This window comes from Pedobacter ginsengisoli (genome assembly GCF_030244015.1).
GTDB lineage: Bacteria > Bacteroidota > Bacteroidia > Sphingobacteriales > Sphingobacteriaceae > Pedobacter > Pedobacter ginsengisoli.
In genome coordinates this window covers 869,529-893,929 of sequence record NZ_JASSYX010000002.1, presented here as the reverse complement: position 1 = coordinate 893,929, position 24,401 = coordinate 869,529, and the positions used below count along the sequence as shown (strand labels likewise).

Annotated in this window: 26 protein-coding genes; 14 read left to right on the top strand and 12 right to left on the bottom strand. The window is 46.6% G+C overall.

The annotated features are described in order from the left end of the window. Positions 1-219 precede the first annotated feature (219 nt). From QEP08_RS10980 to QEP08_RS10960, 5 genes are all read right to left on the bottom strand, one after another. Complete coding sequence (locus QEP08_RS10980; protein WP_285057889.1) at positions 220-2,586, bottom strand: ABC transporter permease; 2,367 nt, start codon at positions 2,584-2,586, stop codon at positions 220-222. A gap of 153 nt (positions 2,587-2,739) precedes the next feature. After that, positions 2,740-4,356 (bottom strand): Na+/H+ antiporter, encoded by a 1,617-nt coding sequence (locus tag QEP08_RS10975; RefSeq protein WP_285057887.1) that lies wholly within the window; start codon positions 4,354-4,356, stop codon positions 2,740-2,742. 3 nt (positions 4,357-4,359) lie between these two features. After that, entirely contained in the window at positions 4,360-4,797 is a 438-nt protein-coding gene (locus QEP08_RS10970; protein WP_285057884.1) for a hypothetical protein, read from the bottom strand. 4 nt (positions 4,798-4,801) lie between these two features. Then, the gene (locus QEP08_RS10965; RefSeq protein WP_285057883.1) at positions 4,802-6,217 is read right to left on the bottom strand and encodes a hypothetical protein; all 1,416 of its coding nucleotides are present in this window, start codon (positions 6,215-6,217) and stop codon (positions 4,802-4,804) included. Positions 6,218-6,304: 87 nt separating this feature from the next. Then, positions 6,305-7,048: an outer membrane beta-barrel protein gene (locus QEP08_RS10960; protein WP_285057880.1), complete on the bottom strand. Its 744-nt coding sequence runs from the start codon at positions 7,046-7,048 to the stop codon at positions 6,305-6,307. A gap of 278 nt (positions 7,049-7,326) precedes the next feature. Between QEP08_RS10960 and QEP08_RS10955 the strand changes: the two genes are divergently transcribed. The 3 genes from QEP08_RS10955 (at position 7,327) to QEP08_RS10945 (ending at position 10,889) form a co-directional block, all read left to right on the top strand. Further along, positions 7,327-8,775 carry a circularly permuted type 2 ATP-grasp protein gene (locus tag QEP08_RS10955; RefSeq protein WP_285057877.1) on the top strand — a complete coding sequence of 483 codons (1,449 nt, stop codon included), beginning with the start codon at positions 7,327-7,329 and terminating at the stop codon, positions 8,773-8,775. Between the two features lie 25 nt (positions 8,776-8,800). Continuing rightward, a complete protein-coding gene (locus QEP08_RS10950) occupies positions 8,801-9,727 on the top strand; it encodes an alpha-E domain-containing protein (protein WP_285057875.1) in 927 nt (308 codons plus the stop codon). A 163-nt stretch (positions 9,728-9,890) separates the two neighbouring features. Next, the gene (locus QEP08_RS10945) at positions 9,891-10,889 is read left to right on the top strand and encodes a transglutaminase family protein (protein ID WP_285057873.1); all 999 of its coding nucleotides are present in this window, start codon (positions 9,891-9,893) and stop codon (positions 10,887-10,889) included. A 58-nt stretch (positions 10,890-10,947) separates the two neighbouring features. Here QEP08_RS10945 and QEP08_RS10940 read toward each other — a convergent pair whose 3' ends face one another. From QEP08_RS10940 to QEP08_RS10930, 3 genes are all read right to left on the bottom strand, one after another. Further along, complete coding sequence (locus QEP08_RS10940; protein WP_285057871.1) at positions 10,948-12,189, bottom strand: DUF5005 domain-containing protein; 1,242 nt, start codon at positions 12,187-12,189, stop codon at positions 10,948-10,950. A 54-nt stretch (positions 12,190-12,243) separates the two neighbouring features. Next, positions 12,244-12,882: a DUF6266 family protein gene (locus QEP08_RS10935; protein WP_285057869.1), complete on the bottom strand. Its 639-nt coding sequence runs from the start codon at positions 12,880-12,882 to the stop codon at positions 12,244-12,246. 228 nt (positions 12,883-13,110) lie between these two features. After that, positions 13,111-14,109, bottom strand: a complete 999-nt coding sequence (locus QEP08_RS10930) for a Gfo/Idh/MocA family protein (protein WP_285057866.1) — start codon at positions 14,107-14,109, stop codon at positions 13,111-13,113. Positions 14,110-14,273: 164 nt separating this feature from the next. On the opposite strand from QEP08_RS10930, the gene QEP08_RS10925 reads away from it, so the two are divergent. Further along, positions 14,274-14,990, top strand: coding sequence for a 3-keto-disaccharide hydrolase (locus tag QEP08_RS10925; RefSeq protein WP_285057864.1), 717 nt, complete (start codon positions 14,274-14,276; stop codon positions 14,988-14,990). A 176-nt stretch (positions 14,991-15,166) separates the two neighbouring features. Then, positions 15,167-15,301, top strand: a complete 135-nt coding sequence (locus QEP08_RS10920) for an alanyl-tRNA synthetase (RefSeq protein WP_285057863.1) — start codon at positions 15,167-15,169, stop codon at positions 15,299-15,301. On the opposite strand, the gene QEP08_RS10915 is transcribed toward QEP08_RS10920, so the two are convergent. Both QEP08_RS10915 and QEP08_RS10910 read right to left on the bottom strand, forming a co-directional pair. After that, on the bottom strand, positions 15,283-16,224 hold the full coding sequence (locus QEP08_RS10915; RefSeq protein WP_285057861.1) for a DUF6528 family protein: 942 nt from the start codon (positions 16,222-16,224) through the stop codon (positions 15,283-15,285). The two genes, QEP08_RS10920 and QEP08_RS10915, sit on opposite strands and share 19 nt — an antisense overlap. 335 nt (positions 16,225-16,559) lie before the next feature. Further along, on the bottom strand, positions 16,560-17,072 hold the full coding sequence (locus QEP08_RS10910) for a DinB family protein (RefSeq protein ID WP_285057859.1): 513 nt from the start codon (positions 17,070-17,072) through the stop codon (positions 16,560-16,562). Positions 17,073-17,221: 149 nt separating this feature from the next. Between QEP08_RS10910 and QEP08_RS10905 the strand changes: the two genes are divergently transcribed. The 4 genes from QEP08_RS10905 (at position 17,222) to QEP08_RS10890 (ending at position 19,125) form a co-directional block, all read left to right on the top strand. Next, positions 17,222-17,680, top strand: a complete 459-nt coding sequence (locus QEP08_RS10905) for a DUF2059 domain-containing protein (protein WP_285057857.1) — start codon at positions 17,222-17,224, stop codon at positions 17,678-17,680. A gap of 82 nt (positions 17,681-17,762) precedes the next feature. Next, positions 17,763-17,927, top strand: coding sequence for a hypothetical protein (locus QEP08_RS10900; RefSeq protein WP_285057854.1), 165 nt, complete (start codon positions 17,763-17,765; stop codon positions 17,925-17,927). Positions 17,928-17,971: 44 nt separating this feature from the next. After that, on the top strand, positions 17,972-18,673 hold the full coding sequence (locus QEP08_RS10895; RefSeq protein ID WP_285057852.1) for a DUF2461 domain-containing protein: 702 nt from the start codon (positions 17,972-17,974) through the stop codon (positions 18,671-18,673). Next, positions 18,670-19,125, top strand: coding sequence for a GNAT family N-acetyltransferase (locus tag QEP08_RS10890; protein ID WP_285057849.1), 456 nt, complete (start codon positions 18,670-18,672; stop codon positions 19,123-19,125). Before QEP08_RS10895 ends, QEP08_RS10890 begins: the two co-directional genes overlap by 4 nt. Before the next feature lie 57 nt (positions 19,126-19,182). Here the strand turns inward: QEP08_RS10890 and QEP08_RS10885 are convergent, their stop codons facing one another. Both QEP08_RS10885 and QEP08_RS10880 read right to left on the bottom strand, forming a co-directional pair. Continuing rightward, entirely contained in the window at positions 19,183-19,533 is a 351-nt protein-coding gene (locus QEP08_RS10885) for a DUF488 domain-containing protein (RefSeq protein WP_285057847.1), read from the bottom strand. A 19-nt stretch (positions 19,534-19,552) separates the two neighbouring features. Beyond that, positions 19,553-20,263, bottom strand: coding sequence for an SMUG2 DNA glycosylase family protein (locus tag QEP08_RS10880; RefSeq protein ID WP_285057845.1), 711 nt, complete (start codon positions 20,261-20,263; stop codon positions 19,553-19,555). A 107-nt stretch (positions 20,264-20,370) separates the two neighbouring features. On the opposite strand from QEP08_RS10880, the gene QEP08_RS10875 reads away from it, so the two are divergent. The 5 genes from QEP08_RS10875 to QEP08_RS10855 all read left to right on the top strand — a co-directional run bounded on the left by QEP08_RS10875 (position 20,371) and on the right by QEP08_RS10855 (position 24,381). Further along, a complete protein-coding gene (locus QEP08_RS10875; protein ID WP_285057842.1) occupies positions 20,371-21,195 on the top strand; it encodes a sulfurtransferase in 825 nt (274 codons plus the stop codon). Between the two features lie 124 nt (positions 21,196-21,319). Next, positions 21,320-22,498, top strand: a complete 1,179-nt coding sequence (locus QEP08_RS10870; protein ID WP_285057841.1) for an MFS transporter — start codon at positions 21,320-21,322, stop codon at positions 22,496-22,498. A gap of 115 nt (positions 22,499-22,613) precedes the next feature. After that, complete coding sequence (locus QEP08_RS10865) at positions 22,614-22,772, top strand: hypothetical protein (protein ID WP_285057839.1); 159 nt, start codon at positions 22,614-22,616, stop codon at positions 22,770-22,772. A 100-nt stretch (positions 22,773-22,872) separates the two neighbouring features. Further along, a complete protein-coding gene (locus QEP08_RS10860; protein ID WP_285057837.1) occupies positions 22,873-23,271 on the top strand; it encodes a hypothetical protein in 399 nt (132 codons plus the stop codon). A gap of 78 nt (positions 23,272-23,349) precedes the next feature. After that, complete coding sequence (locus QEP08_RS10855; RefSeq protein ID WP_285057836.1) at positions 23,350-24,381, top strand: GlxA family transcriptional regulator; 1,032 nt, start codon at positions 23,350-23,352, stop codon at positions 24,379-24,381. Positions 24,382-24,401: the final 20 nt, after the last annotated feature.

Sequence of the window (24,401 nt, the reverse complement as noted above, 5' to 3'; positions counted from 1 at the left end):
AATAACCTGTTATCTTAAGACACCCGGAACCGGGCAACTACTTATTCAAAGATATAATTTATCCAATATTTAGCCTGCATCTGTAAGTTACAGGCCTTCAATAAACGATCTCTATACTGTTTGACCCTGCACATTTCGTCATGCTGACCTCGAAGAAGCTGCGAAGCAAATTCATTTCAGCATGACCAGCGGGTTTGACAGCCTCAATAAGTCAAGCAGCTATTCTGTCTTAATCGACTGTATCGGGCTTACTTTCGCCGCTTTATAAGCCTGGAACACAACCGTAACGATGGAGATGAGTACTGTCAAAAATCCGGCGGCGACAAAAAACCAAAGCTTCAGGTCAATGCTGTAAGCATAGCCTCCAAGCCAGTTCTTCCCGAACACATAACCCAGGGGAAGCGCGATCAGAATAGCCAGCAACACGGGTTTGATAAAATCTTTGGATAAGATATACATCACATTGAGTTCAGTAGCACCCAGGATCTTCCTGATGCCGATCTCTTTAAACCGTTTCTCCGCTGTGAAGGAAGCCAGCCCAAACAGTCCCAGACACGAAATAACAACAGCCAGAATGGCAAAATAACGGGACAATACCGCCACCCTGTTTTCAGCAACATACTGCGCCTGAAAATCCTGATCAAGAAATTTAAAGTCAAATTCAGACATCGGATTGAACTCCGCATGGAACTGCCTGAGCGCATCCAGTGTTTCTTTCATCTTTCCGGCCGCGACCCTGACCATGATCCTGTTGGTATATGCGGGTTTATACCTGATGAACATAGGTTTCACCGGTTGATGCAGGGATTCAAAATGAAAGTCTTTCACTACACCAATAATCTGCATATCCACGCCCCAGAGTGTGAATATCTTCCCTACCGGATTTTTAATCCGCATCGCGGCAGCTCCCGCCTCATTGACAATGATCCTGGCCGTGTCAGCGCTAAACTCCTTTGAAAAACTCCTGCCCTGCGCCATTTCAATACCCAGCGTCTCGATAAGGCCTGCATTGACATCAGCCCGCTGAAACCTGATCACTTCTTTTCGGTTTCTTCCCTCCCAGTTAAAATCACCGGTCGTATAACTCAGGTCACCAAGCAATTCCCGGTCTATACTCGATACATTCAATACACCCGGTATTTTTTTAATGCGCTCAATCGCAAAATCAGCGTTGTTCTTAAATTTCCCGCCGGTCTCAAAATACACCACATTGTCCTTATTGAAACCCTGATTTGTAGTCTGGATGTATTCTACCTGCTTATAAATGATCATTACCGCTACGATAAGAATTACCGATACCGCAAATTGAAAAACCACCAGTCCCTGACGGGTCCACAGAGCGCCGGCAGAAAGGATAAGTTTTCCTTTCAATGCAGTTGAAGGCTTCATTCCCGACAGGTATAAAGCCGGATAGCTCCCCGAGATGATTCCTGTCAGTATGGTGATCAATAAAAGCGCAGTAAAAAGTGCAGGGTCAAAATGAAGGGACAACTGCTTTCCCGTAATGTTATTGAACTGCGGAAGCAGCAATTCTACAGCCAGCAATGATATAAACAATGCCGCAAAACTCATCATCAGCGATTCAGTGAGGTACTGGACGATCAGCATTTTTCTGGACGCCCCCATCACCTTCTTGACCCCAACTTCCTTCAATCTTCTGGAAGCCCTTGCGGTACTCAGGTTCATAAAGTTGATACAGGCAATGACCAGTATAAAAATGGCAATGACCGTAAACAGGTTTACATAATCTATTCTGCCGCCATTTAAAACACCATTCTTGAAATTATTATAAAGATAGGCATCCGCATAAGGCCTGATGAACAAGTTATAGTTGTCAACATCCTTAGTCTCCAAATATTTCCTGATCTTTTTATTAAACAACTCAGGATCCTCTCCCTTTTTCAACACCACAAATGTATTTGGCCCATAATTGCCCCATTTACGATAGTCTCCGCTAGCCATCAGCACATCCTGAGACACCAGGAAATCAAACTGTTCTGATGAATTTGAAGGAACATTCTTAAAAACCCCACTGATCAGCGCATGGTTTTCAGCCTCCATTTCAGTATTGCTCCACATCATTCGTTTGCCCACCACATCTGTAGTATGAAACAGTTTAACAGCAAGCCCTTCTGAAATGGCCACAGTTTTTTGCCCTGAAAGTATATTTTCCTTGTTTCCGTAAACCAGCGGAAAAGAGAACGCCTTAAAAAAATCCGGTCCTGCAAACTTACCTGCAGCCATAATTGCCTTCCTATTGCCGGTAGAGACCTTACTCTGTCCAAGCCAGAAACCCGGAGAAACCATAACCGCCAGTTCCACTTCCGGCATCTCTTGAGCCATCGCCTCAGCGAGCGGCCCCGGGGTTCCGTCCTTGGTATTGATTCCATCTCCAAGGTGCTCATTCATCATCACCTGGTAAAGCCGCTTGCTATGAAACTGATCAACCTGCATTTCATCACTCACCCACAGGTAAATCAGCAAAGCACAGGACAGCCCGGCAGTAAGCCCTATCAGGTTAATGAAAAAAGAGCTTTTATGCCTTTTAAAGTTCCGGAATACCAGCAGCAAGTGATGTCTGAGCATAAAGTATATCTATTTAGCCACTGAAGTTTCAAGGCATGTGCCAAAGCCTGAAACTCAATCCGCAACCATTCAAACCGTTATAAGCGGCTTCCGGCTGTACATAAACGAACATCAGCTGTGCGGATTCGGACAGCGGACCGGCCGGTCACCACATTATTCTTTTCCCAGCTCAAAATACTGGCGCAGTTTCTCCTCCTCCAGGTCCAGGAGTTCCAGCTGATGCTTCACCAGGACATCACTGATGCTTTCTTTCTTATTCAGGTCATGCAGCAAAGCACGCTGTTCTTTAAGCAGGCGGGCCATGATCTCCCGGTAGTCTTTATAGTATTCAGTTGCCTTCACACCATTATCCTCATGTTCCCAGTCTTTGAGCAATTCTATATCGGCAGTGTAGCGCAGCTTAAGCGCCTTAATCATATCGTTTTTCACCGTATGCTCTGCATACTCTTCATTGAGGATCCTGAGGGACAGATGCGATATCTTCTTCCGCATCAGTTGCTGCTGTTGTTCATAAGTGATGGTAAGATCCGGATCAGGCATATTGACCCATTTCACCACCAAAGGAAGCGTTAGCCCCTGTAAAACCAGCGTCACCAGGATTACTGTGAAAGTAATGAACAGGATCAGGTCCCGATTGGGAAACGGTATGCCAGAATTCATGCTCAGCGGGATACTTAGCGCAGCCGCCAGCGAAACCACCCCCCGCATACCAGTCCAGCCAAACAGGATCGGTGCTTTCCAACCCGGATTCCGGTCCGCGACAGTGATGAAGTTAGCCATGAACCTGGTCACCACAATGGCACCCATAGTACTGGCAAGTCTCGTCACGATCAGTACCCCGGTAATGATCAGACTGTATCGAAGTGCAGGTGCAAAGCCCTCCGGGCCCAGGTTTTTGATGATCACCGGAAATTCCAGACCAATCAGAATGAACACAAAGCCATTGAGGACAAAAGCGACCGCCTCCCATACATTAACACCCTGCAACCGGCTCCGGTGAGACAGGAATTCATGCCTTCGGGCAGAAAGAAAGAGCCCGCCGCTGACCACGGCAAGTACCCCCGAAAAAAGAAATTCCTCCGCCAGCATATACATGACATAAGGCGTAACAAATGTCAGCACCACATCAATATTGGTAGAAGTCGGGAGCCAGCGGTGAATGGCATAAAAAACGAGGGCCACAGCAATACCTGTCACAATCCCCATCACAATGACGACGACAAAATCGGTCGCCGCTTCGCGGAAAACAAAACTGCCGGTCAGCACAGCCGCCAGTGCAAAACGGAAAACCACCAAACTGGAAGCATCATTGAGCAAACTTTCCCCTTCAACTATACTGATAAAGCGCCTTGGCACTTTTATATTTTTAAGAATGGCACTTGCCGATACCGCATCCGGTGGCGAAACAATACCACCCAGCAAAAAGCCAGCCGCCAAAGTAAATCCCGGAATCAGACTGGAAGAAACAAAAGCTACCACGCAGGAAGTAAGGATCACAACAGGGAAAGCGAAACTGCTGATCACCCGCCGCCACTTCCAAAAATCTTTCCAGGACGTGTTCCACGCAGCCTCATACAGCAGCGGCGGCAGAATGATCACAAAGATCAGCTCCGGCTGTATCTCAATGCCGCGCAAAAAAGGAACAAAACCCAAAGGCAGGCCCACAAGAACCAGCAATATCGGATAAGCCACCTTGATCCGCTGCGCCAGCATGACCACGAAAATGATAATAAAAAGCAGACAGATGCATTGGATCACCAGATGGTGCATAGACTAGAGTTTTTCAAATATAAACTTTACATTCTGATAATCAATCGGCACCCTGGGTTTGAAATAAGTCCTCTCCAGATAAATCTCCATAGACCCCACTCCCATGATCAGTTTGTCGCCTCTTTTTAACAAAGCTATCGGAATCCGGTGCAGCTGAGGAATACCCACGCGCTGGTACAGATAATTGCCCAGCAGTGTATCTCCTTTCACATATCCGCTCACCTCACCCGAATCCCTGTACTCACCACCATAATTGATCTCATAAAGGCCTTTAAACTGCCCGTCGGTTACATTCACCTTAAACACCGCAGTATCCGTTTTATGAATTGCCCGGTACCACATCTTTCTCGTTTTGTGATCTGAATCGCTGGTATCACAGCCAACCAGACTTGTAGCAATTGATAAAACCAGGCCAGCACACAAAAATCGGATACCTTTCATGGAATTAGTGGAAAGTAATGACTTTTATTCTATTTTCAGCCGAAGCCAGCACCCGGATGTGATCAGCGCTTGCACTAAAAAAACGGGGAAGCAGCATCGTATTTTCCGTGGTCAGCCGGTCGTAAACGGCAGGAGCACTCACCAGTCCGTCATGGTTCACAGACAAGCCGACTACGGCCAGCCCGGTCCCGCCTGCTTTATATTTCGCTGACAGATCATTATAAATGAGGCAAAGCCTGCCATCCAATACCCCGGAGGCTATGCCCTCTTCCGGCTTAGCTTTACCACCGGAATGATCATGCATCGCCATACCGGCCATCAGATCACGTGCCACCGGAACCTCAAACTTCTTCCCGCCTGCAGCATTGAACCCCGAAACATGGATACCTGCCCGCGAACAGCCCACTAAATAATAGGTATCCTTAGCCGTCAGCAGCTGATCGGCGGTAAGCGCCGGCACCGGTGCCCCAAATGCGTTAGATTTAATCCCCTGCTCCGAACTGCTGAAATTCCAGCTGCCTGAAGTCAATGCAGCCATACCGTCAGTACCGCCTTTTTTCTGAAAATATCCCGCAATGATGAGATCACCGGAGGGCTTCACCGTTGCCCGGTAACTCCCGCATTCATCGTCTCCGCCCATTGCGCCAACAGGCACCGTAACGCATTGATCAGAACCCACCGTACCCTTATAGACATACGGAAAATGATGATTTTCCGCAGATCCCGCTGCAATCAGATACAGCTCTCCCTTGTCAGAAACTAAAAAGCCGGTAACCGGCAAACCCTGATACCCTGCGACCTTAGCATGTTCATTGTCAACAGAAAATTCACCCGTATGCGTCATGGTCAGGTTTTCATCCATGAAGAAATACTTAAACCGTTCGGGCTTATTGGGCTCATACGGCAACTGGGCCACCAGTGCAATCTTTTTTTGATCAGGCGAAGAAGCAATATGCCATAAACCGGGATGGTCTGCCTTAACAAAGTCAAAATACCCAACCAGCATCCCTTCCGAAGTGAGCCCCCCATTTTTATCCACTGCCTGCATGGCCATCACGTTTCTGCCGGTCTGCCTGTTGTGACTTTCCACAAAAGCAGTCAGGTTGCTGCCCGCCAGGGCAAGTCCGGCCAGTTTAAAATGGTTGTCGCCGACCTCGGTAGCCACCCTGATGTTACTGGCGGTGACAATTTCATCGGCATCGTCCGTCATTATAAGGGAATAGATCTTCTCTGTATTTTCCATCCGGCCGATGAGCATAAAGTCATTCTGCGGGTTTGAATACGAAAGAAAGTCCATTCCCGGTTTTAGTGCAAACTGCTTAGCGGCACTAACCACGGGCGTGTATGAAGGAGCAGCCTTATGCTGCGCAGCCAGGTGAAGACTGCCAAGTATCAATACGGAAAGAAGAAACGGTTTCAAATGTGCTGTAAAATGTGTTCACCGTAAAGATAACAATAAATTACTTCACCAATTGTCTTAGCCGGTGATGGCTGCTATTTGTGGCATTTAAAACTGTACACCCAGGCCCAGCGACAAGCTGAACATCCGGGTATCCAGGTTACCGCCGGTATCCGCCTTTTTACGGTTGAATACCGGCTGCACCATATAACTGCCCCTCAGATCCCCGTATGGAAAGATGGATTTGCGCTTATTGCTACCGACCTTCAACCCCCCGATGACACTGGTATTGAAAGTGCGCACATACTGAAGCTCTTTCTTTCCCGCATCGCCGGGCTGGTCATAGCCCCCAACCTCAGGATAAGTGATTTTAGTCTTTTTATAGACCGCTGCCCCCCTGGCCATACCGCCATATGCCTTGAGCCAGACTTTACCTTCAGGTCGCAGCACACTCACATTCAGGGTGATGGGAAGCTCTACATAATCGATATCAAAATAGAAAACATTGTGTGCCTGACCTCTATTTCCATCCTCATCATAGAAAACTACGCCGTTATTTTCCTCCCAATAGGCCATTCCCTTTGCCGAATACAGCAGCTCAGCACCCAGACTGATGCGAGCCGTCACATCATAATCCAGGGTGATGCCACCATAACCGTTCAGGTTAACATAGCGGTCGAAATTCTCGTAATACCCCGGAATATGCGGATCAAAAGGTTCAACATCCCTGGTAAAAACGGAACCTGTGATCCCTGCTTTTACACCCACCCGGATGACTTTCTGAAAGGAGATCTGCGCACGGGCAGATAAGCCCATGGCCATAGCCAGGGCGATAAACAGATATTTATTCATAAGATTACATTTGTGTTGTATCTAATTTAAAGAAAAAAGCTGGATAATAATCTCTACCTTATACCTTTTCGTGCCTGTCACAAAATAGTTATTAAAGTTAAAGCAAAGGTCTTTTCTCCTAATATTAGATCCCGGCAACACAAAAAACTAACAATCATTACAAAAAAATATAAAAACTGAAGCTTAATCCCATCATTACCACCATTTTCTATAAAATCACCGCCATTTATTTAAAAATTACAATAAAATACCTTATTATTAGACATATTTTGTGACATATGAGTGAAATCGACCTGAGTAAATACCAAAATATCTCCAATACATGGGATGAAATGTACATCTCCAACGACAATCTGAGAGAACAGTACCACAAAATCATCACCTATCTGCAAAAAGAGTCAGCAAATGACCTCAATAAAAAGGAGGAACTCGCCAAAAGACTATTCATGAGCCAGGGAATTACCTTTACCGTTTACGATAGCGGCGAAGGAATCGAGAAAATCTTTCCTTTCGACATTATTCCGCGGGTAATCACCTCACCAGAGTGGTCTTTTATAGAAAAAGGCATCAAACAACGCCTGAAAGCACTCAATCTTTTCTTAAAAGACGTATACAGCACACAATTCATCATCAAAGACAAGGTAATTCCCGCATCTTTGATCTATTCCTGTCCACATTTTCTCCGGGAAATGTACAATTTAAACGTACCGCATGACATTTACATCCACATTGCCGGAATAGACCTGATCCGCGACTACGACGGCACCTTTTATGTGCTCGAAGACAACCTGAGAACCCCTTCCGGTGTCAGCTACATGCTGGAGAACCGGGAGATCACCAAAAGACTGTTCCCCGACCTGATCCCCCAGTGCAAAGTGCGCAGCGTAACCGAATACCCCAACATCCTCTATAAAAACCTGCTTGCCTTATCGCCCAGAGCGGTCTCCAACCCTACCATCGTACTGCTGAGCCCGGGAATGTACAACTCAGCCTACTACGAACACACTACCCTGGCCAGGCTGATGGGCGTAGAACTGGTAGAAGGGCGTGACCTGGTCATCAGCGACCAGAAAGTATTTATGAAGACCACCACCGGACTGCAGCAGGTAGACGTCATTTACAGGCGTGTAGACGATGATTTCCTGGACCCGCTGGTGTTCAACCCCCAAAGTGTACTCGGCGTAGCCGGCCTCATGAGCGCTTACCGCAAGGGCAACGTAGCCATCATCAATGCCGTAGGCAATGGCGTGGCCGATGACAAAGCCGTCTACAAATACGTGCCCGAAATGATCAGGTACTACCTCAATGAAGAACCCCTGCTCAAAAACGTGCCCACTTACAGCCTCGGCAATGCCGATGAAAAAGAATACGTATTTGAGAACATCAACAAGATGGTCATCAAAAAGACCAATGGCAGCGGCGGCTACGGCATGCTGATGGGCCACGCGGCAGATCAGCGGGAAATAGACGACTACAAAATCGAAGTACTGAAAGACCCGCGCAATTTCATCGCCCAGCCTACCATAAGCCTCTCTACCGCACCCTGTTATATGGACGGAGTATTGCAGCCCAGACGGGTCGATCTGAGGCCCTTTGCGCTCTGCGGACCCGACGGCATCTCCATCGTGCCCGGGGGGCTGACCCGCGTGGCGCTCAAAGAAGGCTCGCTCGTGGTCAACAGCTCACAGGGCGGCGGCAGTAAAGACACCTGGGTATTATCATCTTAAACCACACCAAGCAAAGAAACACAACATGTTAAGCAGAGTAGCATCAAGTTTATATTGGCTGAGCAGGTACGTAGAGCGCAGCGACGGCATCCTCCGGATGCTGAAGATCAACTACGCCTCCTCACAGGACACCATACACGAATTTACCTGGGATCCGGTGATCCGCATCTCTTCCGGCGGAAAAGAAGAAGAAATTTCTTCCATGAAGAACGACAGCCGGAAAGTAGTAGAGTACCTGCTGTTCAACCGCGACAACCCCAATTCCATCATCAACATCATCACCCTGGCCCGTGAAAATGCCAGAAGCGTGCAGGAACACATCGCCACTGACCTCTGGCAATGCCTGAACGAGTACTACCATACCGTAAAAGACCCCAAACTGCTCTGGTACGTCCAGAAAGACGACCCCATTACCGCGCTGGATATCCTGATCAAACAAGTGATGCTCTACTACGGCACCGCCGACAGCACCATGGAACGCGGTGAGATCCGCAGTTTCATGAGCATCGGCAAATACCTCGAGCGCAGCATCCAGTCCATAGACATCCTGGACATCAAGTTCATTTCCGTATCAGACAATCCGGACCTGCTCACCGACACCTCCTACTGGAAGCACCTGTTGCTTTCCCTGGGCGGCTATGAGCTTTACCTGAAATCTTACAGAGGCGGTTTCAGTGATGAAAATGTCCTGGAGCTGATCATGCTCAATCAGGACTTTCCGCGTTCCGCGAAATACGGGGTACACAACATCCAGCGGTATTTTGAACGGCTGAAGAGCGAAAAGAACATAGAGCATTATAAAAGCCTTTCGTTCAACATCGGCAAACTGCACAGTTACATCACATACAGCTCTGTGTACACCATCAAGGAAGAAGGACTGCACAATTATTTGGTCAAGATCAGGAACGGCCTTTATGGGATCGGGAACCTGCTGCAGGAATACTATTTTTAGTAATTCATGCCCTTACTTTATCAATCCGAACCCCTTATTTTATCAATCCGCATCCCATAAGCACCATTAAATGTGACCTTTTATATTAAATTACCATTAATAAATCCAATATTGCCTTAAATCAACTGACCAAAAAGCAAAAGCTATATATAAATACAGAGATATGCCTGTTTTCAAGATCAAACACATCACCAATTACAGATATGAATCACCGGTACGTGACAGCGCCAACCAGATCATCCTGTTTCCCATCAAAGACGACTATCAGCAGGTGATCAAACACGACCTCAACATTTCCGGCACGCCGGATGTAGACATCTTTATCGACTACTATGGCAATGAAATCGGCACTTTCACACAAAAAGAACCCCACACCCAGCTCAAGATCTATTCAAAGATCTATGTAGAAACCCATGCCAAAGCGCTGCCGCAGGACGACATCTTTGTCAATGAGCAATGGCAGATCCTGGACGATATCAAATATGAAGTGCCCTATATCGATTACCTCAAACAGGAGTACTTTCCCGAAGCCGAATCGCTGAAAAAAATCGTCAGCAACCTCAAAAACACCGAAGATACCCCCTATAAAACCGCCGTTAAATTCTGTAATTACGTTTTCAGGGAATTTACCTATATCAAAGGCGTGACCACCGTAGATTCTACGCTAAGCGAAATACTGGGGCTGAAAGCCGGGGTTTGCCAGGATTTTGCACACATCCTGACCACCATGCTGCGCTTCACCCAGATCCCGGCGCGGTATGTAAGCGGATACATCTGTCCAAACCGTGACGGCATGCGCGGCGAAGGCGCTACCCATGCCTGGGCCGAGGCCTATATCCCGGAATATGGCTGGCTGGGACTGGACCCGACCAACAACTGCATCGCCAATGAAAACCATGTGCGGCTTGCGGTAGGCAGAAACTTCAGCGATTGCTCCCCGGTAAAAGGCGTCTTTAAAGGATCTTCCGGCCATGTTATGGAGGTTACCGTATCGGTAGGTCATGATGAGGACGATGCATTTGAAACCGACAGCTACATCCAGCCTAAAGAGATCAACTACAGCAAACCAAACCCGAGCACACCCAATAAAAACAGCTATCAGCGCTATATGGATGCCATCATGCAGCAGCAGCAACAACAGCAGCAGCAGATCCAGCAATGATCACCAGCATTTGGCGCAGCTGTTTACAAGCGGCCAATTCTACACGTTCATCTGTGTACTATTCAAATTTAACCCGGATGAACCTTGGCCTGTACAATTGCGGGTCAACCGCCAGATCTTTAAAGAAATCGAAGGAATTGATGTTGTAACTGATCAGCAGTTCCCCTTTTTTTGAAAGGCTGGGATGTGCTTTGGCATTGTACGGGAAATACGACTTTTTGGTGAGTGCGGCAGTGCAGTCCCATAGCCGGATTGGCGGCCCGAACGGCCCCGCAGGGCTCTTACCGATGCGCATGGCAATGTGTCTGCCCATGCCGCCTTCCTGAAAAACCAGCGCATAACTGTTGTCCGGCAAGACCGACACACTCAGTTCATTGGACACCCCCTCGGTTACCGGCGCAGCCTGCTGCATATCAGGATTCCATTTCAGGCCGTCCCAGAACATCCACTTGGTATAATCTTCAAAATCTTTGGGCAGTACCCGCGCGACCAGCAATTTTTTGGCTTTGCCCCTTACCCCATAGATATAAACATATTTATCGCCCTTTGGCGCGCCCGCTTTGCTAGTATTCACGAATATACCCGCACCGAATGAACCCATTTCGGCAGCTTTCCCGTTGGCACCTATTTTACTGAAATAAAAAGGGCTATCCTTCTGCTGATAAACCGAATAAGGCTGGTCTTCTTTCGCATCAATCTTTATCAGTGTATTTCCGACTTCTTCAAATCCAAATGTGCCATCGCTCACCTGTTTTACCCGGTAGCCGAAGATAAATATCGAATTGTTTAACGCGTGGTTTACAAAACCATCGCCCAGCCAGTAGTAGTCGGTGGGGCCGGTTTGCGGGGTTTTCGGTACGAATACAGTTTCTGCATTGTCCTGAACCATGTTTTTCCAGTAAAAAGTCATCTGATCCTTAAGGGGTTCAGTGCCCTTCAGTAATGCAGTAGAATTGTGGATCATTTTAGAACCCGGCTGCAGTTTGCCGTCTTTGATCTCCCCGATCATGCTGTCGGAAAATATAAAAAGTGTTTTGGGGGATTCAGAACCATTTGCTTCCACGCCGTTGAGCGGAATAGAGAAAATGCCGTCCCCGCCAAACCAGCCGCTGTTCCGTGTAAACAAGGCTGACCATTCCGGCGCTTCTTCTACTGTAAATTTGAGCTGTTTTACCGCTTTATTTGCTTTATTCTGCGCGTGTGCAAGGGCTTCTGCGGATTTTGTGCCTGGCCCCTGTCCCCTGGCAAACAGGCTCAGCAACAGGAAGGTATAAAACAAAAAGGATCGGTACCGAAGCATAATTTCAGATTTAAAGCAGGTTAATGTTCCAGACACTAATCTAATAAATAATCTTTAACCATTGATCGTACCCAGGTAAATGGTATCAGAAGCGGTTTCACGGTCACTCGAGACAAAGGCCATATACACCTCCATCCTCGCCTGCTGCAACTTATTGTCAATAGGCAGGAAATCCTCACCGGCAGTCCTGAGCGCACCATAAACATCTGCGCTGATGTCATGTGATTCCGGGAAATATGCCAGCATCATGACCTGGTCTTTTTTGTTGGTATAGTTCAGGTCCGGGTGGTTCTGCCAGCTAAACCTTAGCTTTCCCTGCAACAGCTCCACCTGTGGATCAATGGGTTGCATCAAATCGCCTTGTGAGATCATTGCCTTGCTGTAGTCCATCACAATTTCCGGATATTCGCCAACAGTGGCATTTTTTGTGTTGTATGAAGTAGCCATATTGTGCGCAGACTTTCTGGCCGCTACTGCCTGGGCTTTAAACCCAAATTCAATAAGCGGCCCAAGGTGTTTTAAAAATCTAATCACCACGGCCATTTTCTGACGAACAGCCAGTTGCCTGACCGTGGGTTTCTTTCTGGTTCGTCCAATTCTGCGAATTACATTTTTGCCGTTCAGGTCATAACTGACCATGTTCTGGATCTTGCCTGTGGCCATGCCAAACGGCCCGTGTTTTAATATGCCCATAATTTTATATTCAGTTAGTCGGGCTCAAGGTAGGTATTGTGTTTGATATGGTCTTCATATGATTGGTATATTTTCCATTTTTTATTTAACGTTTACTTATGGTTTTAATAGCTATTGGTTAAGGTGTACCTTAATCAACCCTTAAGCAACCCTTACTCAAACCTTAATCAAAACTTAAAGAAAGTTAAACGGATATTAAACACACAAACTATGCAGACCGAAAGCAGATTAACTGGTAAACTGATCGATAATCCGCATGGAAAGGATGGCTTGTTCTGCGGAGCAGGGATTTTCTGCTTTGTTTAAAAAATACGCCGTTACCTGTTCGATCATCGGTTGCTCTACATGAGGGATCGGATCAAAAATCAGCTCCTTGGCTGTTCCGTTTTTAACAACAGTAACCGTACTGCCAAATACAGAAAACTGTATTTTACCCTGACTTCCTACAATTTCACAAAGGTCCGTCTTATCCTGCTCAGCAACAGAAAAACACCACATTCCATTAAAAACCACTCCGTCTTTGAACAGGATCTGTCCGGTTACCAGGTCATCGGCGGCACTTGTCCCGGACTGGTTCAGCGCTATACCCTGCCCCGTTCTCACACCATCAAAATTTGGCAGCGCAGCCGGTTCTCCAAAGAAATAAACCATCAGGTCCAGCTGGTGCGGGGCCAGGTCATGAAACAGCCCGCCCCCGGATATGGCCGGGTCGACACGCCAGTTGGTTTCGGAAGCAGCGATGAGTGCCGGATTGGGTGGCTGCAGCATCTGCAGCTGTACGAAGCGCACATCTCCAATGGCCTTTTCCCGCAATAATTGCCTGATCTTTAAAAACATAGGCTGTGCCCTGCGGTAATGGGCCACGCTGAGTTTCACCCCATATTTTTCCGAAGCGGCTTTCATTCTTTCCGCGGCAGCGGCGTTCAGAGACATGGGTTTTTCTACGTAAACGGGCTTGCCCGCGGCGAGTGCTTTTATGGTGTATTCTTCATGCTGGAGGGGTGGTGTGGCGATGTATATGGCATTGACTTCAGGGTCATCGATCAGCTGCTGTGCGTCGCTGTACCATTTGGGCACGCCATGTCTGCGCGCGTAATCTTCCGCCCTGGCGGCGTCCCTGCGCATCACGGCGACTAACGATGAATTGGGCACTTTGTTAAAGGCCGGTCCGCTTTTGATTTCGGTCACATCGCCGCAGCCGATGATCCCCCATTTGATTTCGCTCATAAATTGGCGGTTTTAAAATGACACCGGCGCTAAACTAGTGGATTTTATGTCATGAAGCAATCTGGATTTTATATATTAGTATGCTAAACCATTTTTGACTGGTGGGTAAACCATTTCGAGTGATTTGCTAAACCATTTTTGATACCAGATAACCACAAATTTGTATGAAACTAACCTTTACCTTTTTTGTAATCACCGGGCTGATCTTTGCCGGTACTGTTGGTTCTTTTGCGCAGAAGCCGCGCAGTTTGTTTAATGGCAAGGACCTCAGGGGCTGGCATGCCGATGTTCCTGCGATGGACAAGGATGCTAATGCGCGGAATCCTTTTATTGTCCGCAATGGTCTGCTGGTGAGTCTGGGTACGCCCGGCGGTCATTTGATCACCGATAAGGTGTATAAAAACTATCGAATTGAGGTGCAGTACCGCTTCGCGGGAACTCCTGGTAATTGTGGTCTGCTGGTGCATGCTTCTACGCCGAGGGCGCTTTATGATATGTTTCCAAAGTCTATTGAGGTGCAGATTCAGCATACCAATGCCGGAGATTTTTGGTGCATTCAGGAGGATATTGAGGTGCCGGATATGGAAGCGCGCCGGGGTGATAAAGCCCGCTGGGGGATAAATGGTGATAAGCTGCGTAAAATTGAGCGCCTGCTGCAGGATGTTGAAAATCCTGTCGGCGAGTGGAATAAAATGGTTGTGGAGTGTCTGGAGGATAAGGTATTTGTTTGGGTGAATGGTAAGTTTGTCAATAATGGGTTTAATTGTACGGTGCGAAGCGGGCATATTGCTTTGCAGGCGGAGGGTTCGGAAGTGGAGTTCAGGAAAGTGGAGCTGACGCCGATAAAGAAGCTGAGTGCAGATAAGGTGTCCAATGATTAAAATTCTGTAGGGGGTTAAGTTAAAATTCAGACACTGAATTTTGGGGAAAGCAGGGTGGTTGTTGCGGACTGGCATACACTTTTTTATTCCGGGGAACGTTTGCATTAATTGAAATCCGTGATGATCGTATCTCTAAATCCTTTATTTTTGTGTCAGGATCATATAGATTGCTGCATATGACTACAAAACCTGCTTCTGAAAGAAAGACTGCCTTGCTCAAATGGCTAAAGAAACTTGGCTTTTGGGGCTTTATGTTCTTCCTGGTCAAAGGACTGGTCTGGCTGGCACTGGGCTACTGGGTGTTCAAATAGGCCTTCTGCTGACACAAATTAAACACATGCTTTTTTGGATAGCTGAACTGGTTATCGACAAACCAGCGTGCTTTATAGATCTTTAAGCCCTTGAGCTTATAAAGACTTTTGCCCATATTATCAGTCACTTCATCTGTCCACCATTTCTCTTTTGGCCGCATGGCAATGACCGGATAGCCTGCCGGTCCGGAGGAAACACTTTTGATGTTTCGCGCATCATTAGCGGGGAATTTTGTGAAGGTTTTGGTCTTTAGGCTAAACTTATAAAAGCCGGATACATTGGTAAACCAGAGCTCGTCTTTGCCGAATACCGGGAACAGATCGTGCGCTTCCGGACCGGGCAGTAGTATTTTCTCTTTTTCGGTCAGTTCCGGTTTCAGGCAATTCCCGCTGTAGCTGAATGCTTTTAGTGTGTCGCCGGAGGTGGCCCACAGCAATTGTCTTTTCTTATCCCACACCACATTGTGCCCTTCTTTGAGGTAATATGTTTTCCTGTAGCCGGAATGCAATGCATTTGCAGTATCTACTTTGAAGAGGGTCATTACGTTGCCGGTACTGGCAGCGCTGACAATGTTCCCATCGGGCAATAGTTCAGCGGAATGCGGGTTGTTGCCTGCATTGGCATAGAACATCGTCTTTTTATCGCTGATCCGTACGAGTGCAACCGCCCCCCCTGATGCGGTAAGTAATACGTATTTTCTATTGAATAGGGGTTTTGCCTCGGAGATGTTCTTAAACCAGCTGAAATGTTCGGGAGCAACATTGGACTGCTGTGGCAGCCATTCCCATATGGTCTGTCCGGATTGCTGTTCTACTATCAGGAGTCTGTTCTGAGCTTGTTCGGTCAGCAGGATTGTTTTCTGAGCTGATGCGCTAAAAGAGAAGAAAAGTATTGCCGCTATACGGATGAACAGTTTGGTCATGGCTATCTATCGGGTGGTTTGTGTCACAATATATTGGTAGAGAAATCCGGGCATATTGCTAAAGAAATCCAGGCAATACTAGCCTCTTGTCTTTAACAAGGCGTTAAATTAGCATTAATTCGGCACAGCGGCAATTCATTTTTCGCGGAAAAAGAGGCTGTCCAAAAAGTGATGTGACCCCAAAAGCTTTTGTCCAACTTTTGGGGTCACATCAAAGGCCGGACAGCCTCTGATTTATATGGGTACCTGCCGGGGAAAGTTTTCGTACAGCCGATGCTCAGGCGGCCGATCTCCCTTTTCGGACGCCCATCTTTTTAAAGAAAGCGGTGGTTTCATTAATCCCTGTTCCAGAACGAAGGCGGCTCAATGCCCAAGCTACGGAGGTAAACTGTGCCCTGGGCACGGTGATGTACCTCATTGTCAATGAAATAAAGTATGGTATTGTAAACGGTTCCTTCGTATTGGCCAAAAGCCAGTACACTTTCCTGGAAGCGGTCTTCAGAAATCAGCAGCCAGTAGGCATTGATCTCGTCGGTAGCCCGGTCCCATAACTCGAGGAAAGTCTTTTTGGAAGCGGCTACTTCTTTCGCGTTGTGGTTCCAGGAACCGTCGGTGGCCGGCCATTCGCCTGTGGCGATGCCTTTGACACCGGGTGCGGACATGTCAAGGATCTCCTTCATCATGTCGGCGAAGGAGCGCATGCCGCCTAAGGTATGGTCAAAGAATTTGTCATCAGGAAAGGCTTCAATGACTCTCCTGGTCAGTTTTCTGTGGCCCTGCCAATGGTCTAAGAGATGATGGGCTGACAAAAATAATGGAGTTTCGGTGCTGGTGATTGCTGTTGTCATGGTATGATCTTTTAAGTGTTACATTGTTTTAATGACACAAAGAAAAGTACGCCCGCTGACAACCCTATGGCAGTGTGTTTTTTTAACGCGAGAATTTAAAAAGTTTTCGCTGAGGGGTGCAGATTGGAAATAAAGCCTTAAATTAGGATATGAAAAAAAACCTCTTATTAACTGCTCTTTTTATAATCATTGCAAGTTCTTGTTCCTTTGCTCAGAATAATGCGTCTTACAGAAGCTCTTTAAAGCAATTGATGCAGCTTTCGGGCGCGGAAGGTACTTACAAAGGTGTCATTAGCCAGATGATTACCTTGTTCAAACAACAACAGCCTTCTGTTCCTGCAGCATTCTGGGACGAATTCACCGTGGAAATGAACAAAGTGGCTATTGATCAGGTTGTAGACCTCATACTGCCAGCTTATCAGAAACATTTGACTGAAGAAGAGATCAAGGGTGTGATTGCGTTTTATAAAACCCCTGTCGGTAAGAAATACGCGTCGAAAACACCTGTTATTACTCAGGAATCCATGATTGCAGGGCAGGTATGGGGTAAAACGCTCGGCGAAAAGGTAATCAAGAGGCTCAGAGAAAAAGGGTATCTGAAAAAATAGCCGGCAGGCGCTATTGGCCAGCATCAATAGTTCTATGATTAATATCGCTATTTGTATGGTGCTGATGATCAGAAAATAGAAGTTGAACAGTCTTTTTCTGATGCTGTTCCTGGTCATCTTGCCTCGTTCCGGTGCAGCGCAACCGGACTCAACCTTCATTAAAGCGCTTTTTACTGCCATCACCAAAACCCGGGGCTGGCGGATGCCCGGCATTGATGAAGGGGTTAAGATTAAAGGAAAAATCTGAATTCGAAGGAGAAATAAAATGAACTGCCTTATATTTGAAGCAATATGACAACACCCCCTATTGCACCGGCCCGTATCGATAAATCCAGTCTGGATTTTTTAAACCTCTTAGGGAGTAATAATGAAAGGGACTGGTTCAATGCCAATAAACTGGCATTTGAGACAGAGCAGCAAAAAGTTGAGGCATTTGCCGATGCACTGCTTGCTGAACTCAACAAGTCTGATGTAATTGAAACTCCGTCCGGGAAAAAAAGCCTGTACCGGATCTATCGGGATACACGCTTCTCTAAAGACAAGACACCATATAAAACCCATTGGAGCGGCAGTTTCAAACGTGCCACCAGGTACCGCAGAGGGGGTTATTATTTTCATATTGAACCGAACGGCAGTTTTCTGGGCGGCGGTTTCTGGGGGCCGTCCAGGGAAGACCTGAAACTGATCAGGGACAACATCGCTTTTGATGCGGGGCCTTTGCGGGAGATATTGCAAAGCGGGTCTTTTGTGTCCACTTTTGGCGAATTAAGGGGTGAGCAGTTGAAAACTACGCCCAAAGGCTTTGCCGCCGATGATGGTGCCATTGACTTATTACGCTATAAACAGTTCCTGCTGATCAGAAAATTTACTGACGAAGAGGTTTTAAATGAAGATTTCCTTTCTGTGGCAGCTGAAACGTTCCGGAATATGCAACCTTTTTTTGATTACATGACTGAAATACTGACCATGGATAGTAACGGATTAGAATTATGATGCTTTCTTTTGTACGTACCGACTCAAAAAACCAGGATTTTATAAACCTGGTGAAATTGCTGGACAGGGAACTGGCTGACAGGGATGGCGCTGATCATTCTTTTTACGCTCAGTTCAACAAGATCGACCTGATTAAGCATGTGGTTATTGCTTATCGTGACAGGAACCCTGTAGGTTGCGGCGCATTTAAACCTTATAGCGATAGTAGTGCGGAAGTCAAAAGAATGTATGTACCTGAGGCTGTGCGTGGTCAAAGCATTGCAAGCCGGGTCTTGACCGAGATTGAGGACTGGGCCAGGGAAAGTGGCTTTAGTACCTGTGTTTTAGAAACCGGGCTCCGGCAGCCTGAAGCGATTGCGCTGTATAAAAAAATGGGTTACCGGGTTGTTCCGAATTACGGGCAATATGCCGGTATTGAAAATAGTGTTTGTTTCCAAAAAGAGCTGACTTAAATTGTGCTGCCGTGTTAAAAATCTGGTACTTGCCGGAGCTGGCCGGCATTAGCATTACTAAATACCTTTAACTAAGAATTGTTCCAATACCGCCGCCTGGTTATGCTGTTCGTCTTTTGCTCCGTATAGTAAGGTGAGGATCCTGTGCTTTTCTGCCAGGGTGGTCAGTTCTTCAAATGCAGCAGCCCCCTTTAACTCTGCACGGTATTTTTTCATGAACTGCTCCCACTTCTCAGGCTCGTGATTGAACCATTTTCTCAATTCGGTTGATGGTGCTACTTCTTTAAGCCACAAATCAATATGGGCTTCCTGCTTTTTTATTCCCCGCGGCCACAGGCGGTCAACCAGTATGCGAAAGCCATCTGAATCGGCGGCGGGTGCATAAATCCTTTTTGTCTTGATTTCCATAATGAATTGAATAATACAGTTAAATCACTTCTGAATTGTGAACGCTGTCAAATGCCGAAAGATATTTATCGATATAAAATTCTTTTTGCTTGTTCTTGTATTGCATGATGAACCTGGGGTGCTCCAGTGCGATGATTTCTTTAAAAAACCTGTGTTCTTCGTTGAGTTTAGCCAGAAACTTCTCGTTCTTGCCGGTTCCAAAACAAAAGCATGTATCGGTATTTATTCCCAGGGAAATCAGTTTGTTAATGCTTTCCAGCATGAAACCTTTAACGGCGTCGATCAGTGCTTTGCTGTCGTAGTAATTGTAATTCTTTTCTTTTCCGTTGAGGTCTACTGAAGTATAGCCCAGCGGACTGGGCGAATTGATGTAAAAGTCTCTATAAAATGCTTCAGGGCCGCCGTAGGCCTGGATCATTTCATAGATAAACACGGATGAGGGTTCATGGGTGATCCTGCCTTGATATGGAATGCCACATTCTTTCATTAGCCGCTTTGGGTCGGTAAAGGGCACACCGGTCAGTCCTGCGCCCAACCTGCTTGGATTGATACCCAGGATGAGGTGCCGCTGTTTGTTGTCATTGTAATATTTGTGATAAAAGGTCTCCACAATCTTCATAGTCTGTTCAAACTCCTCAAAGGGGTTCATGATCCGGATGCCAGGCGGCAAAGCCCCGCCGGTGTACTTGAGTTGCTTATTGAAAAGGATGGCCTTGTCTGCAAATGTCATGGGTTCAAGTTAGAAATATTTCCATTAATGTTTGGTTTTTTTGCCGTTACAATTAACGGTGATTGATGGTTTAAGCTTAACTTTGATCAGACGAAGCAATAAACATCATGAGCAAAAAACCATCACCAATCATAAAACCGGAAGATCTGCTTAAGTTAAGCCAGACTGAAGATATCGTACTGATCGATGCCAGTGCCGGATCAAAAGCCAGGTACGATCAAAACCATTTGACAGGAGCCCTTTTTGCCGATGTCAATACAGATCTTGCAGCTATCGGGGATTTCGCCATCGGCGGAAGACACCCCTTACCTGCTCCGGAACAGTTTGCGCGGATACTGCAGAAATTCGGGATCTCCAAAGACAGTCATGTGATTGTTTATGATGATAAAATGGGTGGCAATGCAGCCGCAAGGTTTTGGTGGATGCTGAAAGCTGTTGGTCATGAAAAGGTGCAGGTCATAGACGGCGGGTTTGATGCTGCTGTAAAGGCGGGCTTTCCGACAAGTTCAGCGGTAGAAACTCCAATGCATGTTGCGCCATATCCGGTTAGTGACTGGATTTTGCCATTATCGGATATTAAAGAAGTGGAAAATGTGGCAAAAACAGCAGGCCATGTCGTGATTGATGTCCGTGATGCCAACCGTTTTGCAGGGTTAACTGAGCCGATTGATCTGATTGCAGGCCACATTCCCGGCGCTATCAATATCCCCTATACTGAGAATCTGGAAGCGGACGGCACTTTTCTAAAACCGGAAGTGTTGAAGGAAAAATATACAAAAGCACTGGCAAGTGTTAAACCTGAAAATGTCATTGTCCATTGCGGATCGGGTATTACAGCCTGCCATACGCTACTGGCTATGGATTACGCTGGTTTACCGATCCCTAAGTTGTATGTGGGTTCCTGGAGTGAATGGAGCAGAAATAATTTATAGTTTTGTCCAAATCTGCCCGTAACAAAGTCTAATTTACACCTCCTGCTGTTTAACTTAAATAAATAGTTTTGTGTAACGTTAAAACAAACATTGTTATGAAACCATTAAATAAACGGGTCGATCCATGAAGATGAAACCTGCTGAATTCATTGCGCTGTCTGCCTGCACCATGATGCTGACGGCTTTGGGCATTGACATTATGCTTCCTGCTTTTGCCGAACTCCGGGCCCACCTCGGGCTGAGTCCGGAGTCTACTGAAACCTCAAAGATCATCTCTTTCTTTTTTATGGGGCAGGTGGCGCAACTCATTTTTGGCGCGCTGTCCGATCGTTTTGGCCGGCTGGCCATTCTTCGTATCGGGTTTCCGCTTTACATTATCAGCGGAATCGGGGCTGCTTTTGCACCTGACCTGTCACTAATGCTTGCTGCGCGTTTTTTAGCAGGTATGGGAGCCTCAGCCGTCTTTATGACAACCATCGCGGGTGTCCGTGACCGTTTTGTGGGCGACCAGATGGCCCGGATCATGTCGCTTATATTTACAATTTTCCTGTTTACTCCAGTCCTCGCGCCATTTTTGGGCCTCGCCATTATGTCTGTTTCCTCCTGGCAGATGGTGTTCCTGACTCCCCCTCTTTTTGCTGTTCTGGTATTTTTCTGGTCGCTCCGGCTGGAAGAGTCCCTTCCCCCTGACCGACGCAGTGCGCTTAACTGGTCAGGTATTGGGAATGCCATCCGAAAAGTGATCAGCAACAGGATTTTTATGCGGTATACAAGTGTAGCGACCCTCCTGTTTACTGCGCTGAGCTCTTACGTAGCAAGTTCCGAACACATTATAGGGGAAATTTATGGTAAACCGAAGCTGTTTGCCTGGATCTTTGCCGGCATCGGACTGCTGATGTCACTGTGCTCCTTACTGAATTCCCGTCTTTCATCGAGGTACGGCGCCAGACAGAGCATCAAGGGATTGCTCGTCGTTTATTCTATAATCAGCAGCCTTTTATTGCTGTTTACCCTCATTGCCGGTGACCCGCCTGACATGCTGGTTCTTTTTGTCGGCCTTGCCCTGCTGCTGGCAATTAACCTGGCTGTTGAGCCAAACAGCAGTGCCCTGGCTCTGGAACCAATGGGAAATATGGCGGGTATGGCTTCCGCTATCTACGGAACTTTTTTCTTTTTTATCGGCGCAGCGCTGGGCTCGGTCATCAGTCATTTTCTGGTCGGTGGGGTCTTTATTCTGGTATTCGGCTTTTTTGCAGCGGGTCTGATCAGTGTGGTGCTGGTATATGGCGACAAGCGACGGTAAAACTGGACAAACCAGTATTAAGTTTCCGTAATAGAACAGGTTCTTCAATAAAGAACTTATTTCACTTTGATTTGTTGTATTTCAGAATAAGAGTTGTTGTATCCTTAATAACCAGATGATGAAAACTCCAGAAGAAGATCAAAACGTCGCAAAGTCAGCAAATTCGACAGAAAAAGATGCAAACGGCCAGTCAAAGCAGGCATCCAATCAAAATTGGGACGAACACATGCAAATTGACGAAGAAGGAAATGAGGTCGGACCCGACGATCAATGATCAGGGTATAAAATTATACTTAAGGTATGTTCGTTTAATTTTGATTATTGGATGTAGCAGAGAAAATAGTAGATTGCATAAAACCAATTAACGCTTCTGTATGCAGACATTAACGAAAAAACTAGTCCTGGTACTTTTATTTATCCTGTCATTTGCAGCCTGCAAAAAGAAACAGGATAAGCCGGACAGGACCATAAGAAAAGTGACTTATACCTTTACCCCGAACGGAGCGAGTTCTCTGATCGTTTACCGGAGTATCAAAAACGGAAATGAGATCAGCAGAAGTCCCATATCTGAGATTTACATTGCTTATGATGAGGTGATGATTGGTGATAAAACCACTTTAAAAATGTCAACGACAGCTAATGTGCCTTCCACTTACAGGGTAACTATAGACTATTTGGGAATAACGATCGGTATGGCGTCAACTGTTGTATCCGACGCGGAAGGCAAACATGTTATTATAGAAAAAACATTTACAAAAGAGGACTTCGAATAAAAGTAACTTCATCACTATGGCCTGAATTGTATAATTTATGTCCTTTGAGCCCATCTTTCTATTTCGTAAATTTGAGTTATGAATCAGGAAGATTTATCGATCAGCAAAGCTCAGACAAAAAAACAAGTGGTAATAGTGGCAATGACAGGTCATATGCTGCTTGATTTTGCAGGGCCTGCCGATGTGTTTAACAGTGCCAATAAAATCCTTGAACTCAAAGAGGGTGTTGCCGGCTACGAGGTTCTCGTCGTCTCGCCTACCGTTAATAAGCAGGTGACCAACTCGGTTGGAATCGAGATCAATTGCACACGCAGCGTAATGGAAATCACTGCGCCAATAGATACATTATTAATTGCGGGGAGCAATAACATTCAGAACCTTGAGGATCCTGACTATGCAGCGTTTTACACCTGGCTGGCTGCAAGAGATCAAAACATCCGCAGGGTCGGCTCCATCTGCGCCGGCGCTTTTGCACTCGCTAAAGCAGGGTTGTTAAATGGAAAGCGTGCGACCACCCACTGGGACCGCAGCGAGCTGCTCCAGAAGAGCTATCCGCTGATCCAGGTAGATTCCAATCCGTTTTACATCAATGACGGCAGGATTTACACATCGGGTGGTGTGTCTTCAGGTATAGATCTGGCCCTGGCCCTTGTAGAAGAAGATCATGGTAAAGAAATAGCGATGCAGGTAGCCAGAAGACTGGTGTTTTACCTCAACAGACCTGGCTTTCAGGTCCAATTTGGCAACTTACTGCCCGTCTATGATCACCATAATATTGCCGGGAAGCTGCGCCCCTGGATTATTGAACACCTGCATGAACCACTCGATATCATGCGGTTAGCAGATCATGTCAATATGAGCTTAAGAAACTTTACCAGGGTTTTTCACAAACAGACAGGCATTCCTCCCGCTAAGTATATAGAGAAGCTACGGGTAGAAGCGGCTCGCAAATACCTGGAAGACACTGATATTTCGCTGGAACAGATTGCCGAAAGGTGTGGATTGGGTGGCCTGGTGTCTATGAGAAGAACTTTTTTACGTCACTTAATGGTCACCCCGTCTGACTACCGGAGGGCTTTCAGAACTTCTTTGACAGAGGTGATGACCTGACATAAATTTCAAATTTAAAA

Excerpts from the sequence above, each read along its gene's own strand:
- QEP08_RS10980 (WP_285057889.1), bottom strand. The coding sequence starts at position 2,586 with ATGCTCAGACATCACTTGCTGCTGGTATTCCGGAACTTTAAAAGGCAT.
- QEP08_RS10975 (WP_285057887.1), bottom strand. The coding sequence starts at position 4,356 with ATGCACCATCTGGTGATCCAATGCATCTGTCTGCTTTTTATTATCATT.
- QEP08_RS10970 (WP_285057884.1), bottom strand. The coding sequence starts at position 4,797 with ATGAAAGGTATCCGATTTTTGTGTGCTGGCCTGGTTTTATCAATTGCT.
- QEP08_RS10960 (WP_285057880.1), bottom strand. The coding sequence starts at position 7,048 with ATGAATAAATATCTGTTTATCGCCCTGGCTATGGCCATGGGCTTATCT.
- QEP08_RS10955 (WP_285057877.1), top strand. The coding sequence starts at position 7,327 with ATGAGTGAAATCGACCTGAGTAAATACCAAAATATCTCCAATACATGG.
- QEP08_RS10950 (WP_285057875.1), top strand. The coding sequence starts at position 8,801 with ATGTTAAGCAGAGTAGCATCAAGTTTATATTGGCTGAGCAGGTACGTA.
- QEP08_RS10945 (WP_285057873.1), top strand. The coding sequence starts at position 9,891 with ATGCCTGTTTTCAAGATCAAACACATCACCAATTACAGATATGAATCA.
- QEP08_RS10940 (WP_285057871.1), bottom strand. The coding sequence starts at position 12,189 with ATGCTTCGGTACCGATCCTTTTTGTTTTATACCTTCCTGTTGCTGAGC.
- QEP08_RS10935 (WP_285057869.1), bottom strand. The coding sequence starts at position 12,882 with ATGGGCATATTAAAACACGGGCCGTTTGGCATGGCCACAGGCAAGATC.
- QEP08_RS10930 (WP_285057866.1), bottom strand. The coding sequence starts at position 14,109 with ATGAGCGAAATCAAATGGGGGATCATCGGCTGCGGCGATGTGACCGAA.
- QEP08_RS10925 (WP_285057864.1), top strand. The coding sequence starts at position 14,274 with ATGAAACTAACCTTTACCTTTTTTGTAATCACCGGGCTGATCTTTGCC.
- QEP08_RS10920 (WP_285057863.1), top strand. The coding sequence starts at position 15,167 with ATGACTACAAAACCTGCTTCTGAAAGAAAGACTGCCTTGCTCAAATGG.
- QEP08_RS10915 (WP_285057861.1), bottom strand. The coding sequence starts at position 16,224 with ATGACCAAACTGTTCATCCGTATAGCGGCAATACTTTTCTTCTCTTTT.
- QEP08_RS10910 (WP_285057859.1), bottom strand. The coding sequence starts at position 17,072 with ATGACAACAGCAATCACCAGCACCGAAACTCCATTATTTTTGTCAGCC.
- QEP08_RS10905 (WP_285057857.1), top strand. The coding sequence starts at position 17,222 with ATGAAAAAAAACCTCTTATTAACTGCTCTTTTTATAATCATTGCAAGT.
- QEP08_RS10895 (WP_285057852.1), top strand. The coding sequence starts at position 17,972 with ATGACAACACCCCCTATTGCACCGGCCCGTATCGATAAATCCAGTCTG.
- QEP08_RS10890 (WP_285057849.1), top strand. The coding sequence starts at position 18,670 with ATGATGCTTTCTTTTGTACGTACCGACTCAAAAAACCAGGATTTTATA.
- QEP08_RS10885 (WP_285057847.1), bottom strand. The coding sequence starts at position 19,533 with ATGGAAATCAAGACAAAAAGGATTTATGCACCCGCCGCCGATTCAGAT.
- QEP08_RS10880 (WP_285057845.1), bottom strand. The coding sequence starts at position 20,263 with ATGACATTTGCAGACAAGGCCATCCTTTTCAATAAGCAACTCAAGTAC.
- QEP08_RS10875 (WP_285057842.1), top strand. The coding sequence starts at position 20,371 with ATGAGCAAAAAACCATCACCAATCATAAAACCGGAAGATCTGCTTAAG.
- QEP08_RS10870 (WP_285057841.1), top strand. The coding sequence starts at position 21,320 with ATGAAGATGAAACCTGCTGAATTCATTGCGCTGTCTGCCTGCACCATG.
- QEP08_RS10865 (WP_285057839.1), top strand. The coding sequence starts at position 22,614 with ATGATGAAAACTCCAGAAGAAGATCAAAACGTCGCAAAGTCAGCAAAT.
- QEP08_RS10860 (WP_285057837.1), top strand. The coding sequence starts at position 22,873 with ATGCAGACATTAACGAAAAAACTAGTCCTGGTACTTTTATTTATCCTG.
- QEP08_RS10855 (WP_285057836.1), top strand. The coding sequence starts at position 23,350 with ATGAATCAGGAAGATTTATCGATCAGCAAAGCTCAGACAAAAAAACAA.